General features: G+C 75.5%; 22 protein-coding genes and 3 pseudogenes. 8 read left to right on the forward strand and 17 right to left on the reverse strand.

All coding sequences use genetic code 11. The annotated features are described in order from the left end of the window. The first annotated feature begins 62 nt into the window (after positions 1–62). Positions 63–807 (forward strand): annotated as a pseudogene (locus ACZ60X_RS08035) (class I SAM-dependent methyltransferase). 42 nt (positions 808–849) lie between these two features. Here ACZ60X_RS08035 and ACZ60X_RS08040 read toward each other — a convergent pair. Continuing rightward, complete coding sequence (locus ACZ60X_RS08040) at positions 850–999, reverse strand: helix-turn-helix domain-containing protein (RefSeq protein WP_469594799.1); 150 nt, start codon at positions 997–999, stop codon at positions 850–852. A gap of 446 nt (positions 1000–1445) precedes the next feature. Between ACZ60X_RS08040 and ACZ60X_RS08045 the strand changes: the two genes are divergently transcribed. Beyond that, positions 1446–1889, forward strand: coding sequence for a DNA-binding protein (locus ACZ60X_RS08045; protein WP_469594802.1), 444 nt, complete (start codon positions 1446–1448; stop codon positions 1887–1889). A 455-nt stretch (positions 1890–2344) separates the two neighbouring features. Here ACZ60X_RS08045 and ACZ60X_RS08050 read toward each other — a convergent pair whose 3' ends face one another. Together ACZ60X_RS08050 and ACZ60X_RS08055 are read right to left on the reverse strand one after the other, a co-directional pair. Further along, complete coding sequence (locus tag ACZ60X_RS08050) at positions 2345–5503, reverse strand: amidohydrolase family protein (protein ID WP_469594805.1); 3159 nt, start codon at positions 5501–5503, stop codon at positions 2345–2347. 167 nt (positions 5504–5670) lie between these two features. Continuing rightward, positions 5671–7062, reverse strand: coding sequence for a hypothetical protein (locus tag ACZ60X_RS08055; RefSeq protein WP_469595957.1), 1392 nt, complete (start codon positions 7060–7062; stop codon positions 5671–5673). Positions 7063–7178: 116 nt separating this feature from the next. On the opposite strand from ACZ60X_RS08055, the gene ACZ60X_RS08060 reads away from it, so the two are divergent. Next, positions 7179–8411 (forward strand): molybdopterin-dependent oxidoreductase, encoded by a 1233-nt coding sequence (locus ACZ60X_RS08060; protein WP_469594808.1) that lies wholly within the window; start codon positions 7179–7181, stop codon positions 8409–8411. 349 nt (positions 8412–8760) lie between these two features. Here ACZ60X_RS08060 and ACZ60X_RS08065 read toward each other — a convergent pair whose 3' ends face one another. From ACZ60X_RS08065 to ACZ60X_RS08075, 3 genes are read right to left on the reverse strand one after another with little or no spacing between them, the layout of a single operon-like run. Beyond that, complete coding sequence (locus tag ACZ60X_RS08065) at positions 8761–9519, reverse strand: class I SAM-dependent methyltransferase (RefSeq protein ID WP_469594810.1); 759 nt, start codon at positions 9517–9519, stop codon at positions 8761–8763. Further along, positions 9516–10133 (reverse strand): TIGR04282 family arsenosugar biosynthesis glycosyltransferase, encoded by a 618-nt coding sequence (locus ACZ60X_RS08070; RefSeq protein WP_469594813.1) that lies wholly within the window; start codon positions 10131–10133, stop codon positions 9516–9518. The genes ACZ60X_RS08065 and ACZ60X_RS08070 overlap by 4 nt, the downstream gene beginning before the upstream one ends. After that, positions 10130–10831: a glycosyltransferase family 2 protein gene (locus ACZ60X_RS08075; protein ID WP_469594815.1), complete on the reverse strand. Its 702-nt coding sequence runs from the start codon at positions 10829–10831 to the stop codon at positions 10130–10132. Before ACZ60X_RS08075 ends, ACZ60X_RS08070 begins: the two co-directional genes overlap by 4 nt. 104 nt (positions 10832–10935) lie before the next feature. On the opposite strand from ACZ60X_RS08075, the gene ACZ60X_RS08080 reads away from it, so the two are divergent. After that, complete coding sequence (locus tag ACZ60X_RS08080; RefSeq protein ID WP_469594817.1) at positions 10936–11679, forward strand: response regulator transcription factor; 744 nt, start codon at positions 10936–10938, stop codon at positions 11677–11679. Between the two features lie 2 nt (positions 11680–11681). Then, positions 11682–12791 (forward strand): sensor histidine kinase, encoded by a 1110-nt coding sequence (locus ACZ60X_RS08085; protein ID WP_469594819.1) that lies wholly within the window; start codon positions 11682–11684, stop codon positions 12789–12791. A 136-nt stretch (positions 12792–12927) separates the two neighbouring features. On the opposite strand, the gene ACZ60X_RS08090 is transcribed toward ACZ60X_RS08085, so the two are convergent. Next, entirely contained in the window at positions 12928–13929 is a 1002-nt protein-coding gene (locus ACZ60X_RS08090) for an NAD-dependent epimerase/dehydratase family protein (RefSeq protein ID WP_469594821.1), read from the reverse strand. 346 nt (positions 13930–14275) lie between these two features. Here ACZ60X_RS08090 and ACZ60X_RS08095 point away from each other — a divergent pair. Further along, a pseudogene (locus ACZ60X_RS08095) lies at positions 14276–14686 on the forward strand (GDSL-type esterase/lipase family protein); the annotation flags it as partial. 18 nt (positions 14687–14704) lie between these two features. Here ACZ60X_RS08095 and ACZ60X_RS08100 read toward each other — a convergent pair. Further along, positions 14705–15502: an SDR family NAD(P)-dependent oxidoreductase gene (locus tag ACZ60X_RS08100; RefSeq protein WP_469594825.1), complete on the reverse strand. Its 798-nt coding sequence runs from the start codon at positions 15500–15502 to the stop codon at positions 14705–14707. An 87-nt stretch (positions 15503–15589) separates the two neighbouring features. On the opposite strand from ACZ60X_RS08100, the gene ACZ60X_RS08105 reads away from it, so the two are divergent. Then, positions 15590–16441, forward strand: a complete 852-nt coding sequence (locus ACZ60X_RS08105) for a helix-turn-helix transcriptional regulator (RefSeq protein WP_469594828.1) — start codon at positions 15590–15592, stop codon at positions 16439–16441. Positions 16442–16465: 24 nt separating this feature from the next. Here the strand turns inward: ACZ60X_RS08105 and ACZ60X_RS08110 are convergent, their stop codons facing one another. Further along, positions 16466–17230 carry a zinc ribbon domain-containing protein gene (locus ACZ60X_RS08110; RefSeq protein ID WP_469595960.1) on the reverse strand — a complete coding sequence of 255 codons (765 nt, stop codon included), beginning with the start codon at positions 17228–17230 and terminating at the stop codon, positions 16466–16468. 298 nt (positions 17231–17528) lie between these two features. On the opposite strand from ACZ60X_RS08110, the gene ACZ60X_RS08115 reads away from it, so the two are divergent. Next, on the forward strand, positions 17529–17663 hold the full coding sequence (locus tag ACZ60X_RS08115) for a hypothetical protein (protein ID WP_469596022.1): 135 nt from the start codon (positions 17529–17531) through the stop codon (positions 17661–17663). Positions 17664–17749: 86 nt separating this feature from the next. Here the strand turns inward: ACZ60X_RS08115 and ACZ60X_RS08120 are convergent. From ACZ60X_RS08120 to ACZ60X_RS08155, 8 genes and pseudogenes are all read right to left on the reverse strand, one after another. Beyond that, positions 17750–17875, reverse strand: a pseudogene (locus tag ACZ60X_RS08120) (zinc-ribbon domain-containing protein); the annotation flags it as partial. Next, a complete protein-coding gene (locus ACZ60X_RS08125) occupies positions 17820–18383 on the reverse strand; it encodes a phage tail protein (protein WP_469594831.1) in 564 nt (187 codons plus the stop codon). The gene ACZ60X_RS08125 and the pseudogene ACZ60X_RS08120, both read right to left, overlap by 56 nt. Continuing rightward, positions 18380–20338 (reverse strand): putative baseplate assembly protein, encoded by a 1959-nt coding sequence (locus ACZ60X_RS08130; protein WP_469594833.1) that lies wholly within the window; start codon positions 20336–20338, stop codon positions 18380–18382. The genes ACZ60X_RS08125 and ACZ60X_RS08130 overlap by 4 nt, the downstream gene beginning before the upstream one ends. Position 20339: 1 nt before the next feature. Continuing rightward, complete coding sequence (locus tag ACZ60X_RS08135) at positions 20340–20762, reverse strand: GPW/gp25 family protein (RefSeq protein ID WP_469594835.1); 423 nt, start codon at positions 20760–20762, stop codon at positions 20340–20342. Then, entirely contained in the window at positions 20762–21079 is a 318-nt protein-coding gene (locus ACZ60X_RS08140; RefSeq protein WP_469594837.1) for a PAAR domain-containing protein, read from the reverse strand. Before ACZ60X_RS08140 ends, ACZ60X_RS08135 begins: the two co-directional genes overlap by 1 nt. A 58-nt stretch (positions 21080–21137) precedes the next feature. Then, positions 21138–22964 carry a VgrG-related protein gene (locus tag ACZ60X_RS08145; protein ID WP_469594839.1) on the reverse strand — a complete coding sequence of 609 codons (1827 nt, stop codon included), beginning with the start codon at positions 22962–22964 and terminating at the stop codon, positions 21138–21140. Next, positions 22961–23680 (reverse strand): CIS tube protein, encoded by a 720-nt coding sequence (locus tag ACZ60X_RS08150; protein ID WP_469594841.1) that lies wholly within the window; start codon positions 23678–23680, stop codon positions 22961–22963. Before ACZ60X_RS08150 ends, ACZ60X_RS08145 begins: the two co-directional genes overlap by 4 nt. Further along, positions 23680–24105 (reverse strand): phage tail protein, encoded by a 426-nt coding sequence (locus ACZ60X_RS08155; RefSeq protein ID WP_469594843.1) that lies wholly within the window; start codon positions 24103–24105, stop codon positions 23680–23682. Before ACZ60X_RS08155 ends, ACZ60X_RS08150 begins: the two co-directional genes overlap by 1 nt. Positions 24106–24110 lie beyond the last annotated feature (5 nt).

Genomic DNA, 24110 nt, shown 5'->3' on the forward strand with positions numbered 1-24110 from the left:
GCGGGAGCGCCGAAGCGCTAACCGGGTCGACAACTCTCCGCCGGGAGGCCAGGGTTGGTGCCATGGAGCAGCGGAGCATCTGGGACGCCGCCACCGCCCGGCGCTACGGCACACCCGGTACCGGCATGTTCGCACCGGAGGTGCTGGAGCCGACGGTGGCGCGCCTCGCCGAGCTGGCGGACGGCGGTGCGGCGCTGGAGTTCGCGATCGGGACCGGCAGGGTCGCCGTCCCCCTCGCCGAGCGCGGTGTGCCGGTCACCGGCATCGAACTGTACGAGGCGATGGTGGAGCGACTGCGCACCAAGGCCGACGAGGCGACCGTCCCCGTGGTCATCGGCGACATGGCGACGGCCGCCGCCCCCGGAACGTACAGCCTCGTCTACCTGGTCTACAACACGATCTCCAATCTGCTCACCCAGGCCGAACGGGTCGTGTGCTTCCGCAACGCCGCCCGCCGCTCTCGGCCCCGGCGGCCGGTTTGTCGTCGAGCTGTGGGTGCCTGAGCTGCGCTCGCTCCCGCCGGGCAAGGAGGCCACCGTCTGGCGCACCGACCCCGGCTACCTCGGGCTGGACACCTACGACGTGCTCGACCAGCACGTGGTCTCGCACCACTTTGGCTTCGACGGCACCGAGCGGGCCGAGCTGCACCGCAGCCCGCACCGCTACATCTGGCCCGCCGAGCTGGACCCCATGGCCCAACTGGCCGGATTCGAACGGGAGTCGCGACACGCGGACTGGGCGGGCGGCGCCTTCACCGCCGAGTCCCGGTCGCCTGTGTCGGTGTACCGGATCCCGATGGCGGGGTAGCCGGCGGCGGGACGGGGACGACGGCCGGGCCGCTCCTGCCCGTCAGGACGGCAGCACACGCAGCGGGCGCAGCGCCGCGCCCAGGTCGGCCGGCGCGGCCGGGTCCGTGCGGGAGCGCTCCTTGATGCGGTGCAGCCGGTAGCGCACCGTGTTGGGGTGGACGAACAGGCGGTCCGCCGCCCCGTCCGCCAAGCCGCCCGCGGCGAACCAGTGCCCCAGGGCGCTCGGCGGCCGGGCCCGCTCCGCTCCGGGAGCCGGAGTACCGGCCCCAGGGCGACCACCATCAGACGGCTCGCCTCCGCCGGAGCCGCCGCGACCAGCATGGCCGGCGGACTGTCGTCGAAGCGCCAGACCCCGGGCTCGTCACCCGGCCGCCCGGTCCGTGCCGGCCGGGCGAACCGCAGCGCCCGCAGCCTCACCGTCTCCGCGTCCCGGTGCGCGAGGCAGACCAGCCCGACCTGCTGGTCGGGCAGCGGCCGCCAGACCGACGACACCCCGGTAGCTCCCCCACCGTCGTCCTCGCCGCGGTGCTCGGTGTCCGGGACCGGGTCGCCGCCTCCACGTACCCGCGCCGGAGTGAACAAGTTGTTCATGATAGTTAGTTGACGTCATGTCGTGTGGAACCCCATGCTTCTCCCATGGCATCGACCGCTGACTCCACCGACCCCTTCCTTCCCCCGCATCCCGAACAGGCGCGCGCCCGGCGCGTTCCGGCCGCCCTCTTCCGTATCGCCGAGCGGCACGCGGCGACGGACGAGCAACGCAGGCGCCAGATCCACCCGTCGGTCCTCGCGCCGCACGAGGCCGTCCGGCTGGTGGCGTTCCTGCTCAGCGGGGCCGCGCTGCCCGACGACGCGGAGCCGGAGGTGGACCACGCCGACATCACGGCCGCGTTGAGCCTGGTGCCGTCGGTGCGGGCGGAACTGGACGAACTGGAGGCCGGCCTCCTGGAGATGGCCCGCGGCCGGGGCATGACCTGGCCGGAGATCGCCTTCGGGCTCGGCCTCGGCACCCCGCAGGCCGCCCGCCAGCGCTACGAACGGCTGGCCAGCCGCACCGTCGGCGAGGACGAGGAGGCCTGACCGCCATACCCCGCACGGTCGGTCCGCTGCTGCACGGTGGCCCATGACGCGGCGGGGGAGCTGCGGCCGACGTGCACGACGACGGCCGGCCCGGCCGCGTCGTCGGCCCCTCCCGGCGCGGCCACCGGCAACCCCCACCGGCGGCGGACAGCGTCACGTGAGCGCCGCGTGGACGACGTGGACCGCGACGGCTGGGCGGACCCGGCCGTCGTCGCGGGGCAGGAACAAGGGGGCGACGATCCGGTCCCGGCGCCGGTCGCCGGACTGCGGCGCGGCCCCCTCTGCGGCACCGGCCGGGGACAGCGGACCGTCCCGCGCGGCCTGGGAGCCACGAAGGACATCGCCACGCCCTCCGGCCGATCGTGCCGGCCCCGGTCCGGCGCCCTCCTACCGGCCCTGCGCGGCGGAGGACGGCACCGGCTGACGCCGCCCTCCGCCGTCCGCGTCGCGGCCGGTCATCCGTTCGCGCCGGGGTGGCAGCACGCACCCCTGCGCAGGTGCTCCGCGACCTCCAGCCAGGACATGCCCCGGGGAGGCTCGTGCGTCGTGGCGGTGGAGCGGTGGGCCGACGTCAGGTCCTCCCGCGTGTGCGGGACCCCGTCGCGCACCACGACGGGGATGTCGACGAGGGTGGCGAAGTCGGCGAACGGGTCGCCGTCGACGATCGTCAGGTCGGCGATCCTGCCCGCCTGCACCGTGCCGAGATCGGCGTCGAGACCGAAGAGGCGGGCCGGTTCCACGGTCGCGGTGTGCAGCGCCTCGGCCGCCGTGAACCCGTGCGCGTGCAGCGCGCGCAGGGCCAGGTGCAGGGACAGGCCGACCGGGACCAGGGGCGCGTCGGTGCCCAGGGAGATCCGGGTGCCCCGCGAGGCCAGCCCGCGGTAGTTCGCCATCTCCCGTTCCAGCGCCTGCCGTTGGTGGTCGGTCGGTGCGGAGCCGGCCTCCTTGCGCACGGCGGCGACGTCCCACGGCGGCATGAGGGCCGTCACGCGCGGGTCGTCGGCCAGCCGGGGGTCGGCGGCGAGCAGGATCTGCGCGCTGAACGGCGTGATGATCATGGCGAAGCCGCCGTCCGCGTACGTCTCGACAAGATCCTGGTGGATGTGGCCGAGCGGCGTGGTGGCATGCCCGTACTCCAGGCGCTGGGTCGCCTGCAGATGGGTGGTCAGGTCCTGGCCCGCCGCCCGGCCGGGCGAGCACAGGTGGCTGCCGCTCGGCACCCCCAGCGCGTGCGCCGCCTCCGCCGCCAGGGCCATCGTCCCGCCCGGCGCCCGCACATAGGTCTTGACGAAGTCGACCTCCAGGGCGGTGGCCCGTCGCAGCGAGCGCCGTACGCCGTCCCGGGTGCGGTGGGCGCGGCCCATGGCGTACGCGGTGCGCGCGCCGTCGAGCAGTTCGGCGCAGGCCAGTTGCCGCGGCCCGAGCAGTTCGGCGGAACCGGCCGCCTCGCGCAGCCGGACCGCGTCGTACAGCGGGCTGCCGAGACAGAAGGTGGTCGTGATGCCGTAGGCGAGCGCGGTCAGGCTCTGGCGGGCGCCGTAGGTCGCCACGTAGGGGTGGGTGTGGCTGTCGACGAGTCCGGGCACGACGGTGCGGTCGGAGGCGTCGAGGGTGCGGTGGCCGGGGCGGCGGGAGCGGTGGGGTTCGACGGCGGTGATCCGCCCAGCGGCGACGAGGATGTCGACGTCGTGCCGCGGTGGCGCGCCGGTGGCGTCCCACAGCTGCCCGGCGTGGATGCGCAGCGGCTCGGCACGCGGGCCGTCGCCGGTGGTCAGTGGGAGGGGCAGCGTGCGCGTGCGGGAGGTGGCGACGGCGAGGCTGCGCAGCCGGCCCTCGGAGAGGTAGAGGAGCGTGCCGGAGTCCGCCGACCAGCTGGGGTGGTCGGCCGGTTCGTCGGTGAGCCGGCGGGCGGGCCCGGCGGGGGTGCCGTCGGCCGTTACCGGCAGCAGCCACAGGGCCGACTCGGCGACCAGCGCCATCCAGCGGCCGTCGGGCGACCACACCGGCCCGCAGGCCACCCGGTCGGACAACGACTGGTGCTCGGCGGGCAGATGACGGCGCTCGCGGCCGGTGCGGGTGTCGATGACGCGGATGAGGTTGTAGCCCTCGCGGAAGCGCTGGTTGAGCCGGTTGCGGTCGCAGAAGGCGACGTAGCGCCCGTCGGGCGACCAGGTGGGTGCTCCGGGGGGTCCGTCGATCGCCAGCGGCGCCGCCAGTGTCCGCTCCTCGCCCGTGGCCAGGGTGCGCAGCAGCAGGTTCCCGGTCAGGTCCTGGCAGGCCAGCCGGGCGCCGTCCGGTGACGGCGCGGGATACAGCCGCCCGGCGCCGGTCACCGCCTCGTCGGTGCCGTCGTGCGGATGGTGGCGGCGCACGGCCACCAGCCCGTCGCGGTCCGTGCAGTACAGCAGGCTGCGTCCGTCCGGCGCCCACACGGGCATCTGCACCCAGTGGACGCCGCTCTCCTGCACGAGCTTGCGGGGCGTGCCGTCGACCGGCATCAGCCACAGGGCGTTCAGGGCGGCGAAGGCCACGCTGCGGCCGTCCGGGGACAGTGCCGGCCGGTGCACCCCGAGCAGCGGTGCCGGTTCCCGCGGCGCGAGCGGGCGCCGGCGCCGCCGCCGGGACGGTTCCGGCACCGGCATCCGCGCGGTGAACGCGACCTCCCGTACGGAGGAGTCGGCGAGGGAGCGGATGCGGATGCGGCCGTCACCGACGTACAGCAGTTCGTCGTCGCCGAGCCAGCAGGGCGGCGCGGCCGCGAGGTCCTCACCGGACGCGACGACCTCGCCGTCCACCATCAGGGCCGCGGAGTCGGCCACCTCGCCGGCGGCGGCCGGCCCGGCCAGGTGCAGATAGGCGATCCGGCCGGCCGGCGAGACGGCCGGACACAGCAGCCGGCCCCCGCTCACCGTGCGCACCACCTCCGCGTCGCCGCCCGCGACGGGCACCCGGACCAGCGACAGGCCGCCGTCGTTGCCGCCGCCGGACGCATGGGCGGCGCGCACGCACACCAGTGTCTGCCCGTCCTGCGACCAGGCCGGGTCGTAGTCCTCGAAGTCCCCGCCGCTGAGCTGTCTCGGCTGCCCGCCGGCCGGGTCGAGCACCCACAGCCCGTAGGAGCCGCCGGCCGTCGCGTCACCGCCGCGCTCGGACGAGAAGGCCAGCCGGGTGCCGTCCGGTGACCAGGCCACGCCGCGGTCGTCCCACGGTCCGTCGGTCAGCCGGCGCAGCCCGCCGCCGTCCGGGCGCAGCGTCCACAGATGGAAGCCGCCGCCGCGGTAGGCGCACACGGCCAGTGTCCCGCCGTCCGGCGACAGGGCGGGGCGCGTCGCCTCCAGTGTCCAGTCCGTCAGCCGCACCGCCGCGCCGCCGGCCCGCGGAATCCGCCACAGCACGCCCTGCACCTCGGCGATCAGCGGGCCACCCGACCGGACGCCGGTGACCGAACCCCCGGTCAGCGCGGTGCAGGTGAGGACCCGCCCCGGCGCGCCGGACCGCGCGCGGTCCGCCCCCGTCCCTTCCGCCGCCGTCGCCGTCCCCGCGGACGCGGCGGTGACCAGCCCGGCCGCCGCCGTCCCGAGGAACCCGCGCCGATTGAACCTGCCGACGTCCATCCCCTGTCCTTCCTGCCGTCCTCGGTCGTCGATCAGCGAAGTGGCATCGGCACCGCTCGCACCAGTACGCCGTTTCAGCCACTCCCGCTCCCGCTCACGCCAGGGGCAACGCCCGCGCTCGTACGGCGGTCACGCGGACTCACCCCCGTGCACGGCCTGACGCGTTGTCACCAGCCGGTGAACAGAAGGTGGTTGAGCAGCAGGGCGAGCACGGCCTGGGCGGCGAGCCAGGCGCGGGGCCGGGGCAGCAGGGCACCCGCGGGCAGCAGCCACAGGGCGAAGGGCAGCCAGATGCGTTCCGTCTCCGCCTTGCTCATGCCGGACAGGTCGGCGATCAGCAGGGCGAGCAGCGTGGCCGTCACCAGCAGCGCGAGGCGGGTACGCGCGGCATCGGGGCCGGCGGTGCGCGGGGAACGGCGGGGGAGCAGACAGGCGGTGGTGCGGCGCAGGCCCGCCGCGGTGGCCGGGCCGGTGATGATCGCGGCGCAGGCGAGGTTGGCCCACACCCAGTAGCCGTAGGGCCGGGTGCCGCCCACCCCCTGGTAGTAGCGGGTGACGAGCAGGCGGTAGCCCTCCCACCAGTCGAACCCGGCGAGCGTGAACACCAGCGGGACCACAGCCCCTCCGACGAGCAGGGCCGCCGCCAGGGCGGGGCGCTCGCGCGGCCCGGCCCGGCCGAGGAGGAGCACCGCCGCGCCGACCAGGACGAAGAGCGTGAGGCCGTAGGAGAGGAAGCAGGTCAGCCCGAACAGCAGCCCCGAGGCCGCCGCGCACACCGGGGACCGCCGCGTCACGGCGAGCGCGAGCAGGGCCACGGACCAGGCGGCGACGGCGGCGAAGTAGCCGTCGGCGGAGGTCCCCTGCCACACCGCGGCCGGCGCCAGGACCAGGAACGGAGCGGCCCGGCGCGCGAGCGTCTCACCGGCCAGCGCGCGGACCGCGATCAGCACGGCCGCGCACCCGGTCGCTCCCACGACGATGCACCACATCCCGGCCCAGCCGCCGCCCCGCAGCCCGATCCGGTCCAGCAGGACGAAGGTCAGCGTGGCGGCGGGCGGATGACCGGCGATGTGCGCGGGCCAGGGGTCGCCGGTGCCGTCGACGATGTGGTGGGTGAAGTCGCGCAGGGTGGCCGGGATGTCGTGGAAGCGGCCGATGACCCGCAGATACTCGTTGGCCGTGGTCAGCCGCCCCGCGATGCCCCGCTGCCAGCCGTCGACCAGGGCGAGCGAGACGATCCAGGCCAGCGCCGCCGCCCAGGCCGCCGCGAGCAGCGCCCGCCACCGCAGCCGGGCGGCGACGGCGGGACCGTACGCCACGGTGGCCGCCGCCACCGCCAGGGCCGCCGGGGTGCCGGGGCCGAGGTGCGGGTCCCAGTCGGCGAAGAGCGGCGGCCAGTGCACGAACAGGGTGTGGCGGGTGTCCTGGATGTGCCGGCCGACCAGGACGGCCACCGTCACGAGGAGGGCGGCGGCCCCGACGGCGTACAGGTCACGGCGCGTGGAGCGGGGCGCGGCGCGGCGGACGGGGCGGGGCTCGGCGGAGAGGAGAACGCGGATCACACCGGAACGCTAGGCCGGGGGCGCGACGCGTGGCCGCCGTCCGGGCCGGACGTCAGCGTTTCGTCATGGGCCGCACCCCCTGTCACCGGGGATGCGCGGCCTACCGTCGGGACATGCGCGACCATCCCCGGTTTCCCACCTCTCCCGGCTTCTGGCGCAGCCCGCTGCGCGGCACCTGGTTCACCTCCGTGCTCGGACTCGTCCTGCTCGGCGGCGTCACCGTGCTGTTCGTGACCGGCCTGGTGTCGTACGCCGCCTACAACCCGGGCCTGTCCCGGGTGAACGACATGACACCGGACAAGGGGGTGCTGGGCTTCTACCTCTTCGCCTGGCCGACCGGGCCGGTGTGGCTGTACCGCTTCACCCAGGGCCTGCACGTCACCCTCGGCATCGGCCTCGTCCCGGTGCTGCTGGCCAAGCTGTGGTCGGTGGTGCCCAAGCTGTTCGCACTGCCGCCGGCCCGCTCCCTCGCGCACGCGCTGGAGCGGATCTCGCTGCTGCTGCTGGTCGGCGGAGGGCTGTTCGAGTTCACGACCGGTGTGCTCAACGTCCAGCTGGACTACGTCTTCCCCGGCTCCTTCTACCCGCTGCACTTCTACGGCGCCTGGGTCTTCTTCGCCGCCTTCACGGCCCACGCCGTGCTGAAGACCCCGGCCGCGCTGCGTGCCGTACGGAACCGCGCGAGCAAGGGGGGCGACCTGGCCTCCCCGCGCCCCGACGCGCCCACCGTGTCCCGGCGCGGCGCGCTCGGCCTGGTCGGCGGCGGCTCCCTGCTGCTGTTCCTCACCACGGCCGGCCAGAGCCTGGGCGGTCCCCTGCGCCGTACCGCCCTGCTCGCCCCGCACGGCACGGCCGATCCCGGCGGCGGGCCGAACGGCTTCCAGATCAACAAGACCGCCGCCTACGCCGGGATCACCGCGGCCGACACCCACGCGGACAGCTGGCGCCTCGTCGTCACCGGCCGCACCGGCACCCTCCGGCTCAGCCGCGCCCAGTTGCTGCGACTGCCCTTGCACAGCTCGTCGTTGCCCATCGCCTGCGTGGAGGGCTGGTCGACCGCCGACCAGTGGTGGCGCGGGGTGCGGCTGCGCGACCTCGCCGCGCTCGTCGGGTACGACGGTGATCCGCCGGACGTGCTCGTGGAGTCGCTGCAACGCCAGGGCGCCTTCCGCCGCGCGGCTCTGCGTGCCAACCAGGTGGCCGACGGGCGCTCCCTGCTCGCCCTGTACGTCAACGGCGAGGAACTGTCCCCCGACCACGGCCACCCGGCGCGGATCATCGTGCCCGCGGCCCCCGGTGTGCTCAACACCAAGTGGGTGGCCCGGCTGACCTTCGGAGACCTGTGATGCCCCGACCGCGACCTGTCCTGCCGCGCCTGGTGCGGCCGCGTCGCCCGCCCCTCGGCAGCCCCGTCCACCTGCTGCTGCTCGTCTGCTCGTTCGCGCTCGCCGCGTACGCCGGCCTGCGGCTGTTCGCCGGTGACTGGTTCGGGGTGGCGCTGTGGATCGTCGGCGCGGCCCTGCTGCACGACCTCGTCCTGCTGCCGCTGTACGCGCTGGCGGACCGGCTGGTCGTGCGCGGTCTCGGCACGGCCGGGCGGCGCGGCTGGACGCCGTACGCTCGCGTCCCGGCCGCGCTGTCCCTGCTGCTTCTGCTCGTCTGGTTCCCGCTGATCAGCGGAATGGCGGCCCAGCGCTACCGGCTGCTCACCGGACTGTCCCCGGACGGTTTCCTCACCCGCTGGCTGCTGATCACGGCCGCCCTGTTCGGCGGTTCGGCGCTCCTGCTGGCGCTCCGGCTGCGCAGGGCGGCGAAGCAGCGGCCACCCGCCTCCCACTGAGCCGCGGGCCGCCAGCCGGCCCCGCGCGCGTGGCGCAGCAGGGCCGGGGTACCGAGGCGGGCCCAGGGGAACGAGGCGCCGCCCGCGCCGGCGGCCACCGCGGCGACCACCTCGACCCGGGCGCGCTCGTCGACGTCCGCCGGCACGGTCTCGGCCAGCAGCAGCCCGCCCGGGCGCAGCAGCCCGGCCACCCGGTGCAGCAGGGCGGCGGGCTCGCCCCCGATGCCGATGTTGCCGTCCATGAGCAGCACGGTGTCCCAGCGGCCCTCGTCCGGAAGCGGCTCGAAGACCGAGCGGCGCAGCGCGGGCCCGCCGAGGCGCCCGGTGTGCTCGACGGCGGCCTCGCTGACGTCGACGCCGAGCACCGTACGGCCCCGGGCTGCGAGTTCCGCGACCAGCCGGCCCGGACCGCAGCCGACGTCCAGGACCGCGCCCTCGCAGCGGTCCAGTACGGTCCGGTCCACGGCATCGGCCCGGCCGCACCAGCGCTCCACCTCCAGCGGCAGCAGCCAGCCGTCGGCGCGGCGCAGGAACAGCGGGCCCCGGCCGGTGCGCAGCGCGTCCGCGTAGGGGTCGGCCGCGGCCCAGGCGCAGGCTGCCCGCGGGCCGCTCATCGCGGGCCGGCCGGAGCACAGTCGGCCAGCCGCGCCGCGAACCGGCCGTGCGGGGCCAGCGCGGCGACGGCACGGGCGTCGGCGGCGGTGTCGACGTCCCGCAGCCGGGGCAGCTCACGCACCCGCAGCCCGGCGGCCCGCAGCCGCTCCCGCTGCGCGGCCCCGGTCCCCGGGGTCGACATGGGCACCCCGCGCAGCAGCGCGGGATCCGGCGCGGCGAGCCCGAGGGCCCAGAAGCCGCCGTCCTCGGCCGGGCCGAACCAGGCGTCGCAGTCCGTGAAGTCCACGGTCAGCAGGTCGGGCGTGACCTGCGGGGTGTCCATGCCGATGAGCAGCGCCGGGCCCGCGCAGTGCGCGAAGGCGTCGGCCAGCCGCTCGTCCAGGCCGCCCGCGCACTGCGGCACCACCTCGAAGCCGGGCGGCAGCCAGGCGCCGGGCGCGCCGTCCAGGACGAGGATCCGCCGGGTCGCCGGCGTCGCCGCCACGGCACCCAGGGTGTCGGCGAGCGCCGCCTCCGCGAGCTCCGCCGCCTCGATCGGACTGAACGGCGGGGTCAGCCGGGTCTTGACCCGCCCGGGCAGCGGCTCCTTGGCGATGACGAGGAGGGCGGTCACCGGACGAGCCCGCGATCGGCCGGGGCCTCGGCCAGCACCCGGCTCATGTCCCGCACCGCCTGCCAGGTGCCGCGCCACGTGCCGGTCACCTTGGAGGCGCCGGAGCGCGGCCGGTACGGCACGTCGTGCTCGGTGATGCGCCAGCCGGCGTCGGCCGCGCGGACGACCATCTGGAGCGGGTAGCCGCTGCGCCGGTCGCTGAGGTCCAGCGCGAGCAGCGCCTCGCGGCGGGCGGCGCGCAGCGGGCCCAGGTCGTGCAGGCGCAGTCCGGTGCGCCGGCGCAGCATCCGGGCCAGCGCCAGGTTGCCGGCCCGGGCGTGCGCGGGCCACGCGCCCCGGCCCTGCGGCCGGCGCCGGCCGAGGACGAGGTCGGCCGTGCCCTGCCGGACCTCCCGGACGAAGGGTTCGAGCAGCGCCGGGTCGAGGGAGGCGTCGCAATCGCAGAAGCACACGACGGCGGCCGTCGCCGCGCTCAGCCCGGCGTGGCAGGCGGCGCCGAAGCCGCGTCGCGGCTCGCGCACCACCGTCGCCCCCAGCGCGCGGGCGATCTCGGCGGAGCCGTCGGTGGAACCGTTGTCGACGACGAGGGCGCGCCACCCGGCGGGGATCCGGCCGAGCACCCAGGGCAGGGCCTCGGCCTCGTCCAGGCAGGGCAGCACCACGTCGACGTCCGTGGAATGGGTCGTCACGGCTTTCACCCTACGAACACCGATCGGGCATATCGGACTTCAGGACCTTACGAAACGCGGACGCCGGACCTCCCGCCCCGGCGGCGCCGGCCCGGCGGTGCGAGGCTGGAGGCATGCACTCGCCGTACCCGCCCCATGGAACCGAAGCCGCAGGCCAGGCGGCCCGGGTCCTGGTCGTCGACGACGACCCGACCGTCGCCGAGATCGTGACCGGATACCTGCGCCGCGCCGGCTACGCGGTCGACCGCGCCGACGACGGCCCCACGGCCCTGGCCCGCGCCGCGGCCCACCGCCCCGACCTCGTCGTGCTCGACCTGATGCTGCCCGGCATGGACGGCCTGGAGGTGTGCCGGCGGATGCGGGACGGCGGCCCCGTGCCGGTCATCATGCTCACCGCCCGCGGCGACGAGGACGACCGGATCCTGGGCCTGGAGGTCGGCGCCGACGACTACGTCACCAAGCCCTTCAGCCCGCGCGAACTGGTGCTGCGGGTGGAGTCGGTGCTGCGCCGCAGCCGCCCCGCCGGCGCCGGGCACCGGCTGGCCGCGGCCGGACTCGCCGTCGACCCCCCGGCCCGCCGGGCCACCAAGAACGGAACCGAACTCGCCCTGACCCTGCGGGAGTTCGACTTGCTGGCCTTCTTCCTGCGACACCCGGGCCGGGCGTACAGCCGGGAGGACCTGATGCGCGAGGTCTGGGGCTGGGACTTCGGTGACCTGTCGACGGTCACCGTCCACGTCCGCCGGCTGCGCGGCAAGGTGGAGGACGACCCGGCCCGGCCCCGGCTGATCCAGACCGTCTGGGGTGTGGGCTACCGCTTCGAGCCCGCCTCCGGCTCCGGCGAGGCGGTGTCCTGACCATGCGCGACACCCTCCTCATCGCCCTGTACGCCTTCGCCGGCGCCGCGGCCGCCGGGGTGAGCGGGGCGGTCGTGCTGCGCCTGATCCGCCGCCGCTCGCTCACCGCCTCGCTCGCCGTCGTCGCGGCGGTCGGCGTCGTCGCGATGCTCGCCGGCACGCTCGCCGTCGCCTGGGCGATGTTCCTGTCCTCGCACGACCTGAGCGTGGTCACCACCGTCGTCGCCATGGCGGCCGTGGTCTCGTTCGCCACCGCCCTGCTCCTGGGCCGCTGGGTCGTCGCCCGCAGCCGCGAACTGGCCGACGCTGCCCGCTCGTTCGGTGAGGCCGGCGCCTTCGCCGCCCCGCACGGCCCGGCCACCGCCGAACTGGACGCCCTCGGCCGGGAGCTGGCGGTCACCAGCGCGCGGCTCGCCGAATCCCGTGAGCGCGAGCGGGCGCTGGAGAAGTCCCGGCGCGAACTGGTCGCCTGGATCTCCCACGACCTGCGCACCCCGCTCGCCGGACTGCGCGCCATGTCCGAGGCGCTGGAGGACGGCGTGGCCACGGACCCCGGCCGCTACCTCAAGCAGATCCGCACCGAGGTCGAACGCCTCAACGACATGGTCGGCGACCTCTTCGAACTGTCCCGCATCCACGCGGGCACCCTTCCGCTGCAGCCCTCCCGGATCTCGCTGTACGACCTCGTCGGCGACGCGCTGGCCGGAGCCGACCCGCTCGCCCGCGAGCACGGCGTACGACTGGTGGGCGACGCCGTCGCAGCCGTCCCCGTCGAGGTCGACGCCAAGGAGATGACCCGCGTCCTCGGCAACCTCCTGGTCAACGCCATCCGCCGCACCCCGCCCGACGGCACCGTGGCGATCGCCGCCGAACGCACCCGGGACGCGGTGGTCCTGTCCGTCACCGACGGCTGCGGAGGCATCCCCGAGGAGGACCTGCCCCGCGTCTTCGACACCGGCTGGCGCGGCACCGACGCCCGCACGCCCCCGGCGGGCGCGGGCCTCGGCCTCGCCATCGTCCGGGGCATCGTGGAGGCGCACCAGGGGCGGGCGAGTGTCCGCAACATCCCCGGGGGATGCCGCTTCGAGGTGACCCTGCCCACGGCGCCCTAGGACCCGGGCGGGCGACGTCGGCCCGTCGAGGAGCGGCGTCCGGCGCGGCGGGTGGGGAACCTCCCGTGCGGCGGGGGAGCGTGCCGGGCGTCGCGACGGGGCGAACGTCGCCGGCCCGGGCACCGGGCCCGCGCGGTCACCCCTCGCGCGGGGCGGCCCGCGCGAACTCCCGCATGCCGTCGGCGAATCCGACCCGCGGCCGCCAACCAAGATCGGTGCGCAGCCGGGAGGAGTCCGCGGTGATGTGCCGTACGTCCCCGAGCCGGTACTGTCCGGTGACCCGGGGGCGCGGCCCGCCGTGGGCGTCGGCCAGCGCCCGGGCCAGCTCGCCGACGGTACGGGGCTCGCCGCTGCCGGTGTTGTACGCCGTGAGCGCGCCCGGCGCAGGCTCCGCCTCCAGCGCCGCCACGTTCGCCTCCGCGACGTCGCGGACGTGGACGAAGTCCCGCCGCTGCCGCCCGTCCTCGAAGACCCGGGGCGCCTGCCCGCGAGCCAGTGCCGACCGGAAGAAGGAGGCGACCCCCGCGTACGGGGTGTCGCGCGGCATCCGGGGGCCGTACACGTTGTGGTAGCGCAGCGACACCGCCGACCCGCCGGTGGCGCGGGCCCACGCGGCGGCCAGGTGTTCCTGGGCCAGCTTGGTCGCCGCGTACACGTTGCGCGGATCGGCCGGGGCGTCCTCGCCGACCAGCCCCGGGCTCAACTCCGCCCCGCAGCGCGGGCACCGGGGCTCGAAGCGGCCCGCGTCGAGGTCGGCGACGCTGCGGGGGCCGGGCCGTACGACCCCGTGCCGGGAGCAGGTGTATCGGCCCTCCCCGTAGACCACCATCGACCCGGCCAGCACCAGGCGCCGCACCCCCGCCTCCGCCATGGCCGCGACCAGGACGGCGGTGCCGAGGTCGTTGCGCGAGACGTACTGCGCCGCGTCGGCGACACCGTCGCCGAGCCCGACCATCGCCGCCTGGTGACAGACGGCGTCCACACCCGCCAGCGCCCGGGCGACCGCCGCGGGGTCGCGCACGTCGGCGCCGGGATCGTCCCGGACGTCGTACACGACCGGCTCGTGCCCGCTCGCCCGCAGCGCCTCGACGACATGGGACCCGATGAACCCGGCACCGCCGGTGACCAGTACACGCATACGGCCACGCTAGCCTCGGCCGGGGCCGCCGCCCGGCGACGCGGGCCGCACGTCACGACTCCGTAAGGGGTGGCGGCACGGCCGGGGCGGATGTCAGGCGCGCGTACCGCGCCCGCGGCCGCGCGGTTCCCTCCGGCGCCGTCGTTCCTGCTTGTCCTCGGCCCGGCGGGCGCGCCGGTACTCGCGGGCCGGCACGGCGTGCGACAGCGGCGCCAGTTCGGGCCGGGCCTGCCGGAGCAGGCTACAGATCGCGCGAGACCGGAGAGCCGAGGCCGGGGCGGAAGCCCTGCCGCCAGGTGCGCAGACCCTCGGCGATCCAGGGGTCCACCCGCTCGGGGCGGGCGACTTCGACGGCGCCGTCGACGCCCACACCTACCCCGCCCTGAGGAGCGCCCTGAGCGCCGTACGGGCCAAGGCGCCGGGCGCCCGCGTGGCGGTGCTCGGCTACCCCTGGATCACGCCCGCCACCGCCGACCCGTCCTGCTTCGCCCGACTGCACGTCGCCGAGGGCGACGTGCCGTACCTGCACGCCCTCCAGGCCCACCTCAGCGCCGTGGTGCGGCGCGCCGCCGAGGAGACCGGGGCCACGTACGTGGACTTCTCCCAGGCCTCCGCCGGCCATGACGCCTGCCGGCCGATCGGCACCCGCTGGATCGAGGCGCTGCTGTTCGGGACGAACGTCGTGCCCGTCCACCCCAACGCCCTCGGCGAACAGCGCATGGCCGAACGGACCATGAGCGTGCTCGGCCTCGACTGACCCGGGCCGGGCAGGAGTTCACGCCCGGGCGCCGCCGTCGACCTGGAGCACCGCGCCGGTCACGAAGGAGGCGCGGTCGCTCAGCAGCCACGCGGCGGCCTCGGCGATCTCCGCGGGGTCGGCCGCGCGGCGCAGCGGGGTGAGGGCGGTGAGCCGGTCCTGCAGACCGGGGGAGTCCTCCTCCCAGCGCCGGATCATCTCCGTCAGCGTGTTCCCGGGCGCGATGGCGTTGACCCGGATGCCCTCGGGCCCGTACGTCACGGCGGCCGACTCGGTCAGACTGTTCACCGCCCGCTTCGCCGCGCCGTAAGCGGGCAGTTCGGGATTGCCGCGCAGGCTGCCGACGGACGAGTTGTTCACGATGGCGCCGGTGCCGGCGCCCGCCCGGATCGCGGCGACCTCGGCGACCATGGCCAGCCAGACGCCCTTGAGGTTCACCGTGCAGACACGGTCGAAGTCGGCCTCCGGCAACCGGTCCATGGGGCCGGGCGGCTGGATCGTCGCACCGTTGTTGAAGGCCACGTCGAGACGGCCGTACACCTCGACCGTACGGTCCACCGCGCCCTGCACGCTCGCCGGTACGGCCAGGTCGCACACCACGTGCTCCGCGGTGCCGCCCGCCGCCCGGATCTCCGCGCTCACCGCCGCCAACTGGGCCTCCGTACGGGCCGCGAGCATCACCCGGGCCCCTTCCCGGGCGAAGAGCCGGGCCGCCGCCGCGCCGATCCCGCGCCCGGCGCCGGTGACGAAGGCGACCTTGCCGGCCAGCAGGCCCGGAGCCGAGGGAGCGGATGCGGGGATGTCTGTGTTCTCCATGACGCCGAGCCTCCCGCCGGTGCGCCGGACGCATCCAGGCACCGGCGGTACCTGGATGCGTCCGGCGCACCCGGGCACACTCGAGGCGTGGACAGAACAGAGCTGGCGGCCTTCCTGCGCAGCCGGCGCGAGCGGATCGGGCCCGCCGACGTGGGGCTGCCCGCCGGGCCGCGCCGCCGCACCCCGGGACTGCGCCGCGAGGAGGTGGCGCAGCTGGCGTACATCTCGACCGAGTACTACGCGCGCCTGGAGCAGGCCCGCGCCCCGCGCCCGTCGCGCGAGGTGCTGACCGGGCTGGCCCGCGCCCTGCGGCTGACGGACGCCGAACGCGACCACCTCCACCTGCTGGCCGGTGCCTCGCCGAGCCCGCCGCCCGGCCCCTCCCGCGCGGTGCCGCAGGCCGTCCTCGACCTCGTGCACCGGCTGCCGGGCTCCGCCGCCTTCGTCACCTCCGCCACGCTGGAGGTGCTCGCCTGGAACGACCTGGCCGCCGCCCTCATGGAGGACTTCTCCGCCCTGTCACGGCGCGAGCGCAACCTCGCCCGCCGCGCCTTCCTCGGACCGCACCCGCAGGGACGGCCGCTGTACGGCGTGTCCGACGCCGGCGCCTTCGCCCGGCACGCCGTCCGGCGCCTGCGCACGGCCGCCGCCCGCTACCCGGACGACCCCGAGGTGGCCGGGCTGGTCCGCGAACTCCGCGAGGGCAGCGCGGAGTTCGCCCGGCTGTGGGCGTCCCACGAGGTGGCCGTGGCGCCCACCCTGCGCAAGACGTTCCGGCACCCCCTGGTCGGGCCGGTCACCGTCAACTGCGACGCGCTCGACCTCACCGACCGGGACCAGCAGGTCGTGATCTACACGGCCGTCCCGGGCTCGCCCTCCGAGGAGGCGCTCCGGCTGCTGTCGGTCGTCGGCACCCAGCGCATGGACGCGCCGCGCTGACCCGGCCGCGCCCGGCGGCGCGGGTCAGCTCCGCTGGAAGAACTCGACCTCGCCGACGGCGACATGACGCCCCGCGGTGAGTCCCGTGACCGAGCCCAGCACCAGCCGCACCTTCACCACGTCGTCGATCCCGGTCGCGACGGTCTGGTCGCCCGCCTTGTCGCTGAGGTCGATCTCCTTGCGGTGCACCGAGCCGTCCGCCGACGTCACCTCCATGTCCATGCGCAGCGCCCGTGCCTCACGGTGGTACTCCTCGGGCTCCCGCGAGGCGCCGTTGGTGACGATGAGGTCGACCATCCGGAACGGCTTGCCGAAGGTGTACGTGATCGACGCCCCCGCCCCGGGCGCTCCCCAGTAGTGGTTGCTGATCCCGTCCGTGGTGTTCTTCGCCGGATGCCCCGGCACCTCGGCACTCGCCCGGACGCCGACCGGTGTGACGGCCTTGGTGCCGCTGAGCTTGTCCCGGGTGTCCTCGAACAGGGCGTGCCCGGCGGGCAGCAGGAGGAAACCGCCCACGCACAGCGCCACGACCACGGCCAGGATCACCAGGAACCGGATCCACCGCCCCGATCCCGCCCGCACCCGGCGCCGCAGCGGCCAGAGCGTCCGCCACCAGGGGAGCGCGGTCCGCTGCGCCGCCGGGGTCAGGGGATGGGCGCAGCGCCGGCAGAACCGGCGGCCGGGCGGATTGGGCGTACCGCACGCCGGGCAGGGCACGCCGGACACCTCCTGCGGCGCCGCCACGGGCCGGACGACGGGCCGCGGCGCGACCGGCTTCGCGGGCTGCACGGGCCCAACGGCCCCGGGCCCGGGCTCCGGCTCGCGTTCGGGCGGTGCCGGTTGCCGGGCCGGGGCCTGCGGAGGCCGTCCCGTGGCGTCGGATGTGCCGGACGCGGACGCGGGGGTGTGGGAGGGGGCCGGACCGGTGCTGTCCGTACGGCGGTCCTCGCCGTCTGCGCCTGCCACGGGGGACGAACTCCCCCCCGCCGGAACCCTGTCGTCGCCTGCCGGGGCGTCCGGAGCCGGCGGTGGCGGGGGAGGAGCGGACCGCTCCGGCTCGGGCGTGCCCTCGGGAGCGGCACCGGGTGTGGGCTCCGCGTCCCGCCGGGACCGGCCCGTCCGCCTCGTCCGCAAGGACGACGTACCCGGTGGCGCGGTGGGTGACGTACGGGACGACCGCGCGGCGCTCGGCTCCCCGGCCGACGGCGCGGCAGGCTCCTGAACCGCAGCCGGTGCGGCATCCGGCGCGGAGCCGGACGCCGGCGCGGACGGGCTCCGCGAGCCCTCCTCGGACCAGCCCAGGTACGAACCGCAGTTGGAGCAGAAGTCGTCATCGGGCTCGTTGGACGCTCCGCACACGGGACACGCGCGCACGGCGTCACCTCCCTTCGTCGGCGGGCGGGCCGGGCAGGACCTCCACCCGGCACGAGACATGGACCGGGCACAGGGCGCGGACGGTCTCCCGGACCCGGGCCTCGTCCACCACCGGGTCGCGCCCCGGCCACACCCGGACCACCACCTCGCCGGACGGCTCCGGCGGCAGCGCGGCGCCCGCCGTACGGGACCACACCGCCCCGCCGTCGCCGCTGACGTCGGCGTTCACCCCGAGCGTGAGCCGCAGCCGTTCCACCAGGCCGCGCCGGGTGCCGCGCCGGCGGTGCAGTTCCACCGCGCGCACCACCGCCTCGCGGCGCAGCTCCGCGGACCGGTCCGGGTCGTCGGCGGCGCCCACCCACGACGCCAGCCAGGCCACGAAGTCCAGCGGTGCCACGCGGGGGTCGAGGTAGGCCGGCAGGTTGTCCAGGGTGGCGAACACCGGGGCGAGGACGGTGTCCAGACCGGCGGTGAAGCGCTGGGCGACGTCGTCGTCGGCGTAGAGCGCGGGCAGCAGCCCGCCGATGGGGTGCCGGCTCGGCAGACCGGGAACGGCGGCGCGGCTCATGCCGGGCCTCCCGGCTGAAGCGGCTGGACGACGACCTGGTGCTGGTACGAGAACACCAGCGCCCCCGCGGCCACGTCGACGCGGTCCGCCGGGCTGCCGCGCCGGCCCGTGATCGGGTCGGCGGCGAACAGCCGGATCTCCTCCACCAGCGCGTTGCCGGTGGCACGCTGCAGCAGGCCGAAGACCTCTCCGTACTGCACCGGCCGCCCGAACGGCCATCCCGTGCCGTCGGGGCCGCCGCGCAGCGGGTTGAGGTACCGGAAGAGCGCGGCGAGCGCGGCGTCCCGTACCCGGTCGGTCTCCTCGGCGGCCGCCGCGAGCCGGGCGACGACCGTGACGCCCTGGTAGGCCGGCGGCTCCACCACCAGCCGGGTCCCGATCAGCCGCCGTTCGTCCAGGCTCCCGGCGATCGCGGCGAGCACCTGGTCCGAGGGGATCAGCTGCTCGAAGCGGAGCCGGTCGCCCTCATCGGCCACGGCGTCCGGCACCACCAGCACCCGCACCGCGCCCGCGCCCTGGGCCGCGGGCAGACAGCGCACCCGGCGCACCGAGGGCGCCGCCTGCCGGGCGATGATCTCGTAGTCCTCGGCCGTCACCGCCCGCTCCTGCATCCGCAGCGCGTCCGGCGCCCGCAGCTTGGCGTTGGCGACGGTCTCCCCGTCCACCCCGCCGCGCGCCGCTTCCCGGTTGGTCACCCGCGCGACGTACGGCACCGAGCTGCGCAGCACCGAGATCGCGCCCCGGGCCACATTGCCGGCCGGACCGCCGCCGGTGCGATAGCGGGACACCCGGATCTGGGCGCCCTTCTCCGGCACCGCACCGCACAGCCGCAGCGTGCCGTCCGGCTCGCGCAGCGCGGGCGGGAAGACGAACTCGCCCGTCGTGGCGTCGACTTGGACGTGCCGGTCGCCCGGTCCGGAGCGGCCGAAGTGCTCGACCACCTCCCAGCGCCGCCAGCCGTCCGCCGAGGAGACCTCCACCACCGGCGGCTCGCCGTCCAGCAGTACCGGCGGCCGGCCGAGCCGGAAGCTCTGGCCCGGCACCCCCTCCGACGCCCCGAGCGGCACGTCCGTGACCGTCTCGGCGTGCTCCACCGTGCCGGTGCCGCCGACCGTGAACACCGCCGCCTCCCGCACGGTCGGGGACTCCGAGTAGAACGGCTGGCCCGGCTCCGCCTCGGTGACCCGGCAGCGCAGCCAGCCCGCCCGGGTGCCGCCGATCACGGACGCGGTGTGCCCGGCCGGGACGTACACGATCACCTCGCCGGGCCGGTTCAGGCCGCCCGTCGTGTCCGAGCCGGTCTCGCACACCTGCCAGCGGCCGCCGTCCCACGCCTCCCACACCAGCGGCGGCTGGCGCGGGTCCACGCCGACGCCCTCCACCCGGCTGTCCAGCCGTACGGCGACGATGCACCGCGGCACGGCCGTGGGCAGCCCGAACAGCAGGGCGTCCCCCGGCTCGGGCGCCGGCTGGAAGCACCGTACGTCACGGCCCTCGCCCAGCTCACGCGTGCGGTCGGTCTGGTCACCGGCGCGCGGAGCGGTCACCAGCCGGATCAACTCGCTGGGCACCACGCGCAGTTCCTGAGTGGTTGTGAAGACCACAGGCTCCTCCGCCTCGCCGTCCGCCGTCGTCACCTCGGTACCGGCGGGCAGCGTCACCGCTTCGGACTGCGGCGCCGACAGCCAGAAGTCGACCTCGGCGCTCGCCGCCGCGGGCGGGAACAGCCGGATCCCCAACAGGTCCAGGAACGCGGTGTAGTTCTTGTCCGGTACCCGGTTCAGCCGGTACAGCAACTGGTCCACCAGATAGGCGAACGTCTCGATCAGCGTGACACCCGGGTCGGAGACGTTGTGGTCGGTCCACTCCGGGGCGCGCTGTTGCACATACCGCTTCGCCTCGTCGACGAGTTGCTGGAACCGCCGGTCGTCCAGGTTGGGGGAGGGCAGGGCCATGTCAGTCCGCGACCGCTTCCTCGGTCCCCTCCTCGGAGGGGATCGTGTAGAAGGGAAACACCAGGTTGCGCCGGTCGTTGGTGGAACGCACCGTGTAGCGCACGTCGATGTAGAGGGTTCCGTCGTCCACCGCGTCGAAGGCGACCACCACGTCGTCCACCGTGATCCGCGGCTCCCACCGCTCCAGCGCCTCGCGCACCGCCCGCGCGATCCGCCCCGCGGTGGCGCCGTCGCCGGGCGCGAAGACGTAGTCGTGGATGCCGCAGCCGAACTCCGGCCGCATCGGGCGCTCGCCGGGCGCGGTTCCCAGCACCAGCCGGATCGCCTCCTCGATCTCCCGTTCCCGCTCCACCAGGGCGATCCCGCCCGTCGGCCCGACCCGTAGCGGGAAAGCCCAGCCCCGGCCGATGAACCGCTCGCTCATCACACGCCCCCGATCCGGACGTTCAGGGCGCCGATCTGGATCGTCGCGCCACAGGCGGTGGAGTCGCCCGCCCGCGCGGCCGGCAGTCCGCCGATGAGCACCTCGCCCGAGACGAGCGCGCCCGGAGCGGGCAGGACCACGTTGGCCGGTCCCATGGCCGCGTGCGGGGGCACCACGCAGGTGTGCAGGCTCCCCACGACGGCGGCGGGCCGACCGCCGATCAGCACCCGAGCCACCGTCGCGGCGGCGCCGGGCGGCGGGGTGGCGATCACGCCCCCGTGGCTGGTGGGGTCGCCGGTACGGGCTGCGGCGGGCATGCGGGGCTCCTCGGAGTTCGTGGCGTCGGCGGAAAGGGGAAACAGCGGGGTACGGCGGTCAGTTGATGCGCACGAGATCCGCCTTCAGCACTCCGAGCAGGCCGCCGTCGAGGCTGAGGTCCGTGTGCCCGGTGACGGTCACCGACCGGCCGTCGACCGTCACCGACTGTGTGCCGTCGATCTCCACGCTCCCGCCCTTCACCCGCACCGTGCCGGTCGTCGCGTCGAGCGTGATCCCGCCCTCGTCCAGCCGCAGCGAGGACACCGCGCGCCGGCCGCCGGCCGTGTACACGGTCAGCTCGATGCGGTCGTGCCGGTCGTCCAGCACCACCTCCAGCCGCTCGTCCGCCGTGCGCAGCCGCACCCCGGACGGCCCCGGAGCGGGCGCGTCCAGCAGCTCCACGCGATGTCCCGAACGCGACACCACGGAGCGGCGGTTGATCTTGCCGCTGGTCCCGTCGACCAGCGGCACGTCGTGCGGCGATGGCCGGTCCACGCCGTTGTAGAGGCCGCCGATGACGTACGGCCGGTCCAGCAGGCCCTGTTCGAAGCCGACCAGCACCTCGTCGTTGACCTCGGGGCTCACCACGCCCCCGCCGCCCTTGCCGCCCCACTGCACCGTACGCACCCAGTCGGTGACATAAGTGTCGTCCAGCCAGGGGAACGTGAGCCGGACCCCTCCGCTCCGCGCACCGCCCGGCTCGCGCACGTCCGTCACCACGCCGATCGCCAGACCCGGCATGCGCGGGCCCCGGCCGGGCGCGTTGGCCCCGGTCACCAGACCGGCCAGGGAGCGGTCCGGGCTCGCGCTCACCCACACCGTGGTCCGGTAGCCGCCGTGCGGCTCCAGGGTGTGCTGCACCGCCGTCGCCGTGTACTTGCCGGAGAACGCGGGCCCCACGTTGCCGAGCGCGACCGGACGGCCCGCCCGCAGCCGCGGATTGCCCTCGGCCACCGCCTCCAACTCGCCGAAACCGGCGCTCACCTGGGCGGCGGTGGCGTTCGCGGCCGCGGTCGTCTCGGCCTGCGTCCGGTACGGCGTGTCCGTCACGGTCAGCTTCGCCGACGAGCCGAACCGGGCGCCGAGCTCCGGGGCGAGGCCGGGCAGCACGGTCTCGCTCGTCACCGACTGCCGCCGGGCCACCAGCGGCGTCTTGGTGGTCACGTCCCAGCCGCGCACCTCCACCTGGGACGCCCCGTCCGCACCCGACAGCGCGGCCCGCAGCGCCAGCAGATTCCGCCCGTACTCCAGCACCATCGGGCTCTGGGTGGCCGGCGTCGACGGCGCGGGCGCGCCGGAGGCCTTCTCCGGCCTGGTGAACTGCAGCACCCCCTGGTCGTCGACCCGCACCAGCGCACCGCTCTCGCCCGCCAGGTACTGCAGGAACTCCCAGTCGGAGACGTTCGCCTGCGACAACTGCCGGTAGGTGACCGGCGCGGCCTCCACCGTGCCGCACGGCAGCCCCGCCCCGGCGGCCACCTTGCGGACGATCGCCGCGGCCGTCATGTTCCGGTACGCCACCACCTTCCGGCCGCGCTGCAGCCGGTGCGCGACGGAACAGGCGCGTACGACGGTGAACGACCCCGTGCCGTCCCGGTCGATCTCCACGGCTGTGACCTCGCCGTTGAACAGCCGCTCGCGCGCCTGCCCGGAGACGGTCACCACCGACACCCGCAGCGGGGTGCCGAGGGTGATGCCGGTCGACCTCAGGAACTCGTGGTCGGGATCGCGGTAGGTGAGCACCGCGGTGTCCGGCAGACCCACGTTCTCGTCCACCACACAGCTCACCAGCTGCGCCGCCCAGATCCGCGGCAGCTCACCTGGCGCCTCCACGACGGGGTCCGCCGCGAACGACCGGCCGCCGCGTGCCTCGGGTGTGGTCACCGTTCCCCCTCATCGCCCGCGTCGCCCAGCGCCGGCACCACCAGTTCGGTGCCGGGCGCGAGGGCCATCGGGTCGTCGATCCCGTTCGCCTCCGCGATGACCCGCCAGGCCGTCGCGTCCCCGTACTCCCGCCACGCCAGCAGCGGCAGACTGTCCCCGGCCACCACGGTGTGCGTACTGCGGGCCGTGCGCGCGCCGGAGGTCGGGTTCTGCCCCGCCGGGTCGACGCTGGCCTCCGCGACCGACAGCGAGCAGGTCGCCCGCAGCGGCTTGCCGTCCACGTCGAACAGCGTGTACGTCACCGACAGGCTCGACAGCACGCCGTCGAACGACGTCGTACGGGCCGTGCCCCACTCGAAGCGCACCCACGGACTCGCCGGCTTCTTCCGCGCGAGACTCGCCGGGGTGGGCACGCACCCCTTCATCAGCTTCTCCACCGCCTGCTCGACCGAGTTGTCGTGGGTGGAGGTGGCGTCGAGGAAGACCTCCAGGCTCAGCTCCCGCGGCCCGCTGCCGACGAACTCCGGCAGCGCCGACTCCCCGGCCATCCGCGACGGGGTGCGCCGCCACTCGGTGGTCTTGCGCAGCTGCAGGGTGTTGGGGTTGAACTGCAGGCTGAGCCGCGCGATCGTCCCGCCCGGCTTGGCGCCGACGGCCGTCGGGGGCTCCCTCAGGGTCAGCTGGGCCCTGGCGACGTTGGTACGGACGGCGGCCATCAGGAAGGCCTCAGTCCCTCGTGGGCGATCTCCAGCGTCTCCACCGCCGGCTGCGAGGAGGCCGGATCGAACGACGGCCCCTGCCAGCGCACCGGCACGATGCCGAGCACCTGCCAGCTGATGATCCGGCTCAGGTCCGGCCTGAGCGCCACGATCTCCCCGTCCTTCGGCTCCACCCGCCGCAGCGTGTCGTCGAGCCAGCGCCCGATCTTCGCCGTGTCGGCGGTGACCGGCCGGGTGAGCGTGATGTTCGACCAGGTCACCCGGCCGGGTAACTGCCACTCGAAGCCGTTGTTGCCGCCCTCGGCGTACGTCTCCATCTCCACCTGGGCCCCCATGCCGGAGCACGTGTGGAAGGCGCCGAGGTCGTTGCCGCCGATCGCGAGCCGGAAGAACACGCTCGTCGCGAAGATGTTGTCCGTCATCCGCA

The organism is Streptomyces sp. NPDC104106, from assembly GCF_055584345.1.

Coding starts and splice junctions, on each gene's coding strand:
- ACZ60X_RS08045 (WP_469594802.1), top strand. CDS start 1,446: ATGGCATCGACCGCTGACTCCACCGACCCCTTCCTTCCCCCGCATCCC.
- ACZ60X_RS08050 (WP_469594805.1), bottom strand. CDS start 5,503: ATGGACGTCGGCAGGTTCAATCGGCGCGGGTTCCTCGGGACGGCGGCG.
- ACZ60X_RS08060 (WP_469594808.1), top strand. CDS start 7,179: ATGCGCGACCATCCCCGGTTTCCCACCTCTCCCGGCTTCTGGCGCAGC.
- ACZ60X_RS08065 (WP_469594810.1), bottom strand. CDS start 9,519: ATGAGCGGCCCGCGGGCAGCCTGCGCCTGGGCCGCGGCCGACCCCTAC.
- ACZ60X_RS08080 (WP_469594817.1), top strand. CDS start 10,936: ATGCACTCGCCGTACCCGCCCCATGGAACCGAAGCCGCAGGCCAGGCG.
- ACZ60X_RS08085 (WP_469594819.1), top strand. CDS start 11,682: ATGCGCGACACCCTCCTCATCGCCCTGTACGCCTTCGCCGGCGCCGCG.
- ACZ60X_RS08090 (WP_469594821.1), bottom strand. CDS start 13,929: ATGCGTGTACTGGTCACCGGCGGTGCCGGGTTCATCGGGTCCCATGTC.
- ACZ60X_RS08100 (WP_469594825.1), bottom strand. CDS start 15,502: ATGGAGAACACAGACATCCCCGCATCCGCTCCCTCGGCTCCGGGCCTG.
- ACZ60X_RS08125 (WP_469594831.1), bottom strand. CDS start 18,383: ATGAGCCGCGCCGCCGTTCCCGGTCTGCCGAGCCGGCACCCCATCGGC.
- ACZ60X_RS08130 (WP_469594833.1), bottom strand. CDS start 20,338: ATGGCCCTGCCCTCCCCCAACCTGGACGACCGGCGGTTCCAGCAACTC.
- ACZ60X_RS08135 (WP_469594835.1), bottom strand. CDS start 20,762: ATGAGCGAGCGGTTCATCGGCCGGGGCTGGGCTTTCCCGCTACGGGTC.
- ACZ60X_RS08140 (WP_469594837.1), bottom strand. CDS start 21,079: ATGCCCGCCGCAGCCCGTACCGGCGACCCCACCAGCCACGGGGGCGTG.
- ACZ60X_RS08150 (WP_469594841.1), bottom strand. CDS start 23,680: ATGGCCGCCGTCCGTACCAACGTCGCCAGGGCCCAGCTGACCCTGAGG.
- ACZ60X_RS08155 (WP_469594843.1), bottom strand. CDS start 24,105: ATGACGGACAACATCTTCGCGACGAGCGTGTTCTTCCGGCTCGCGATC.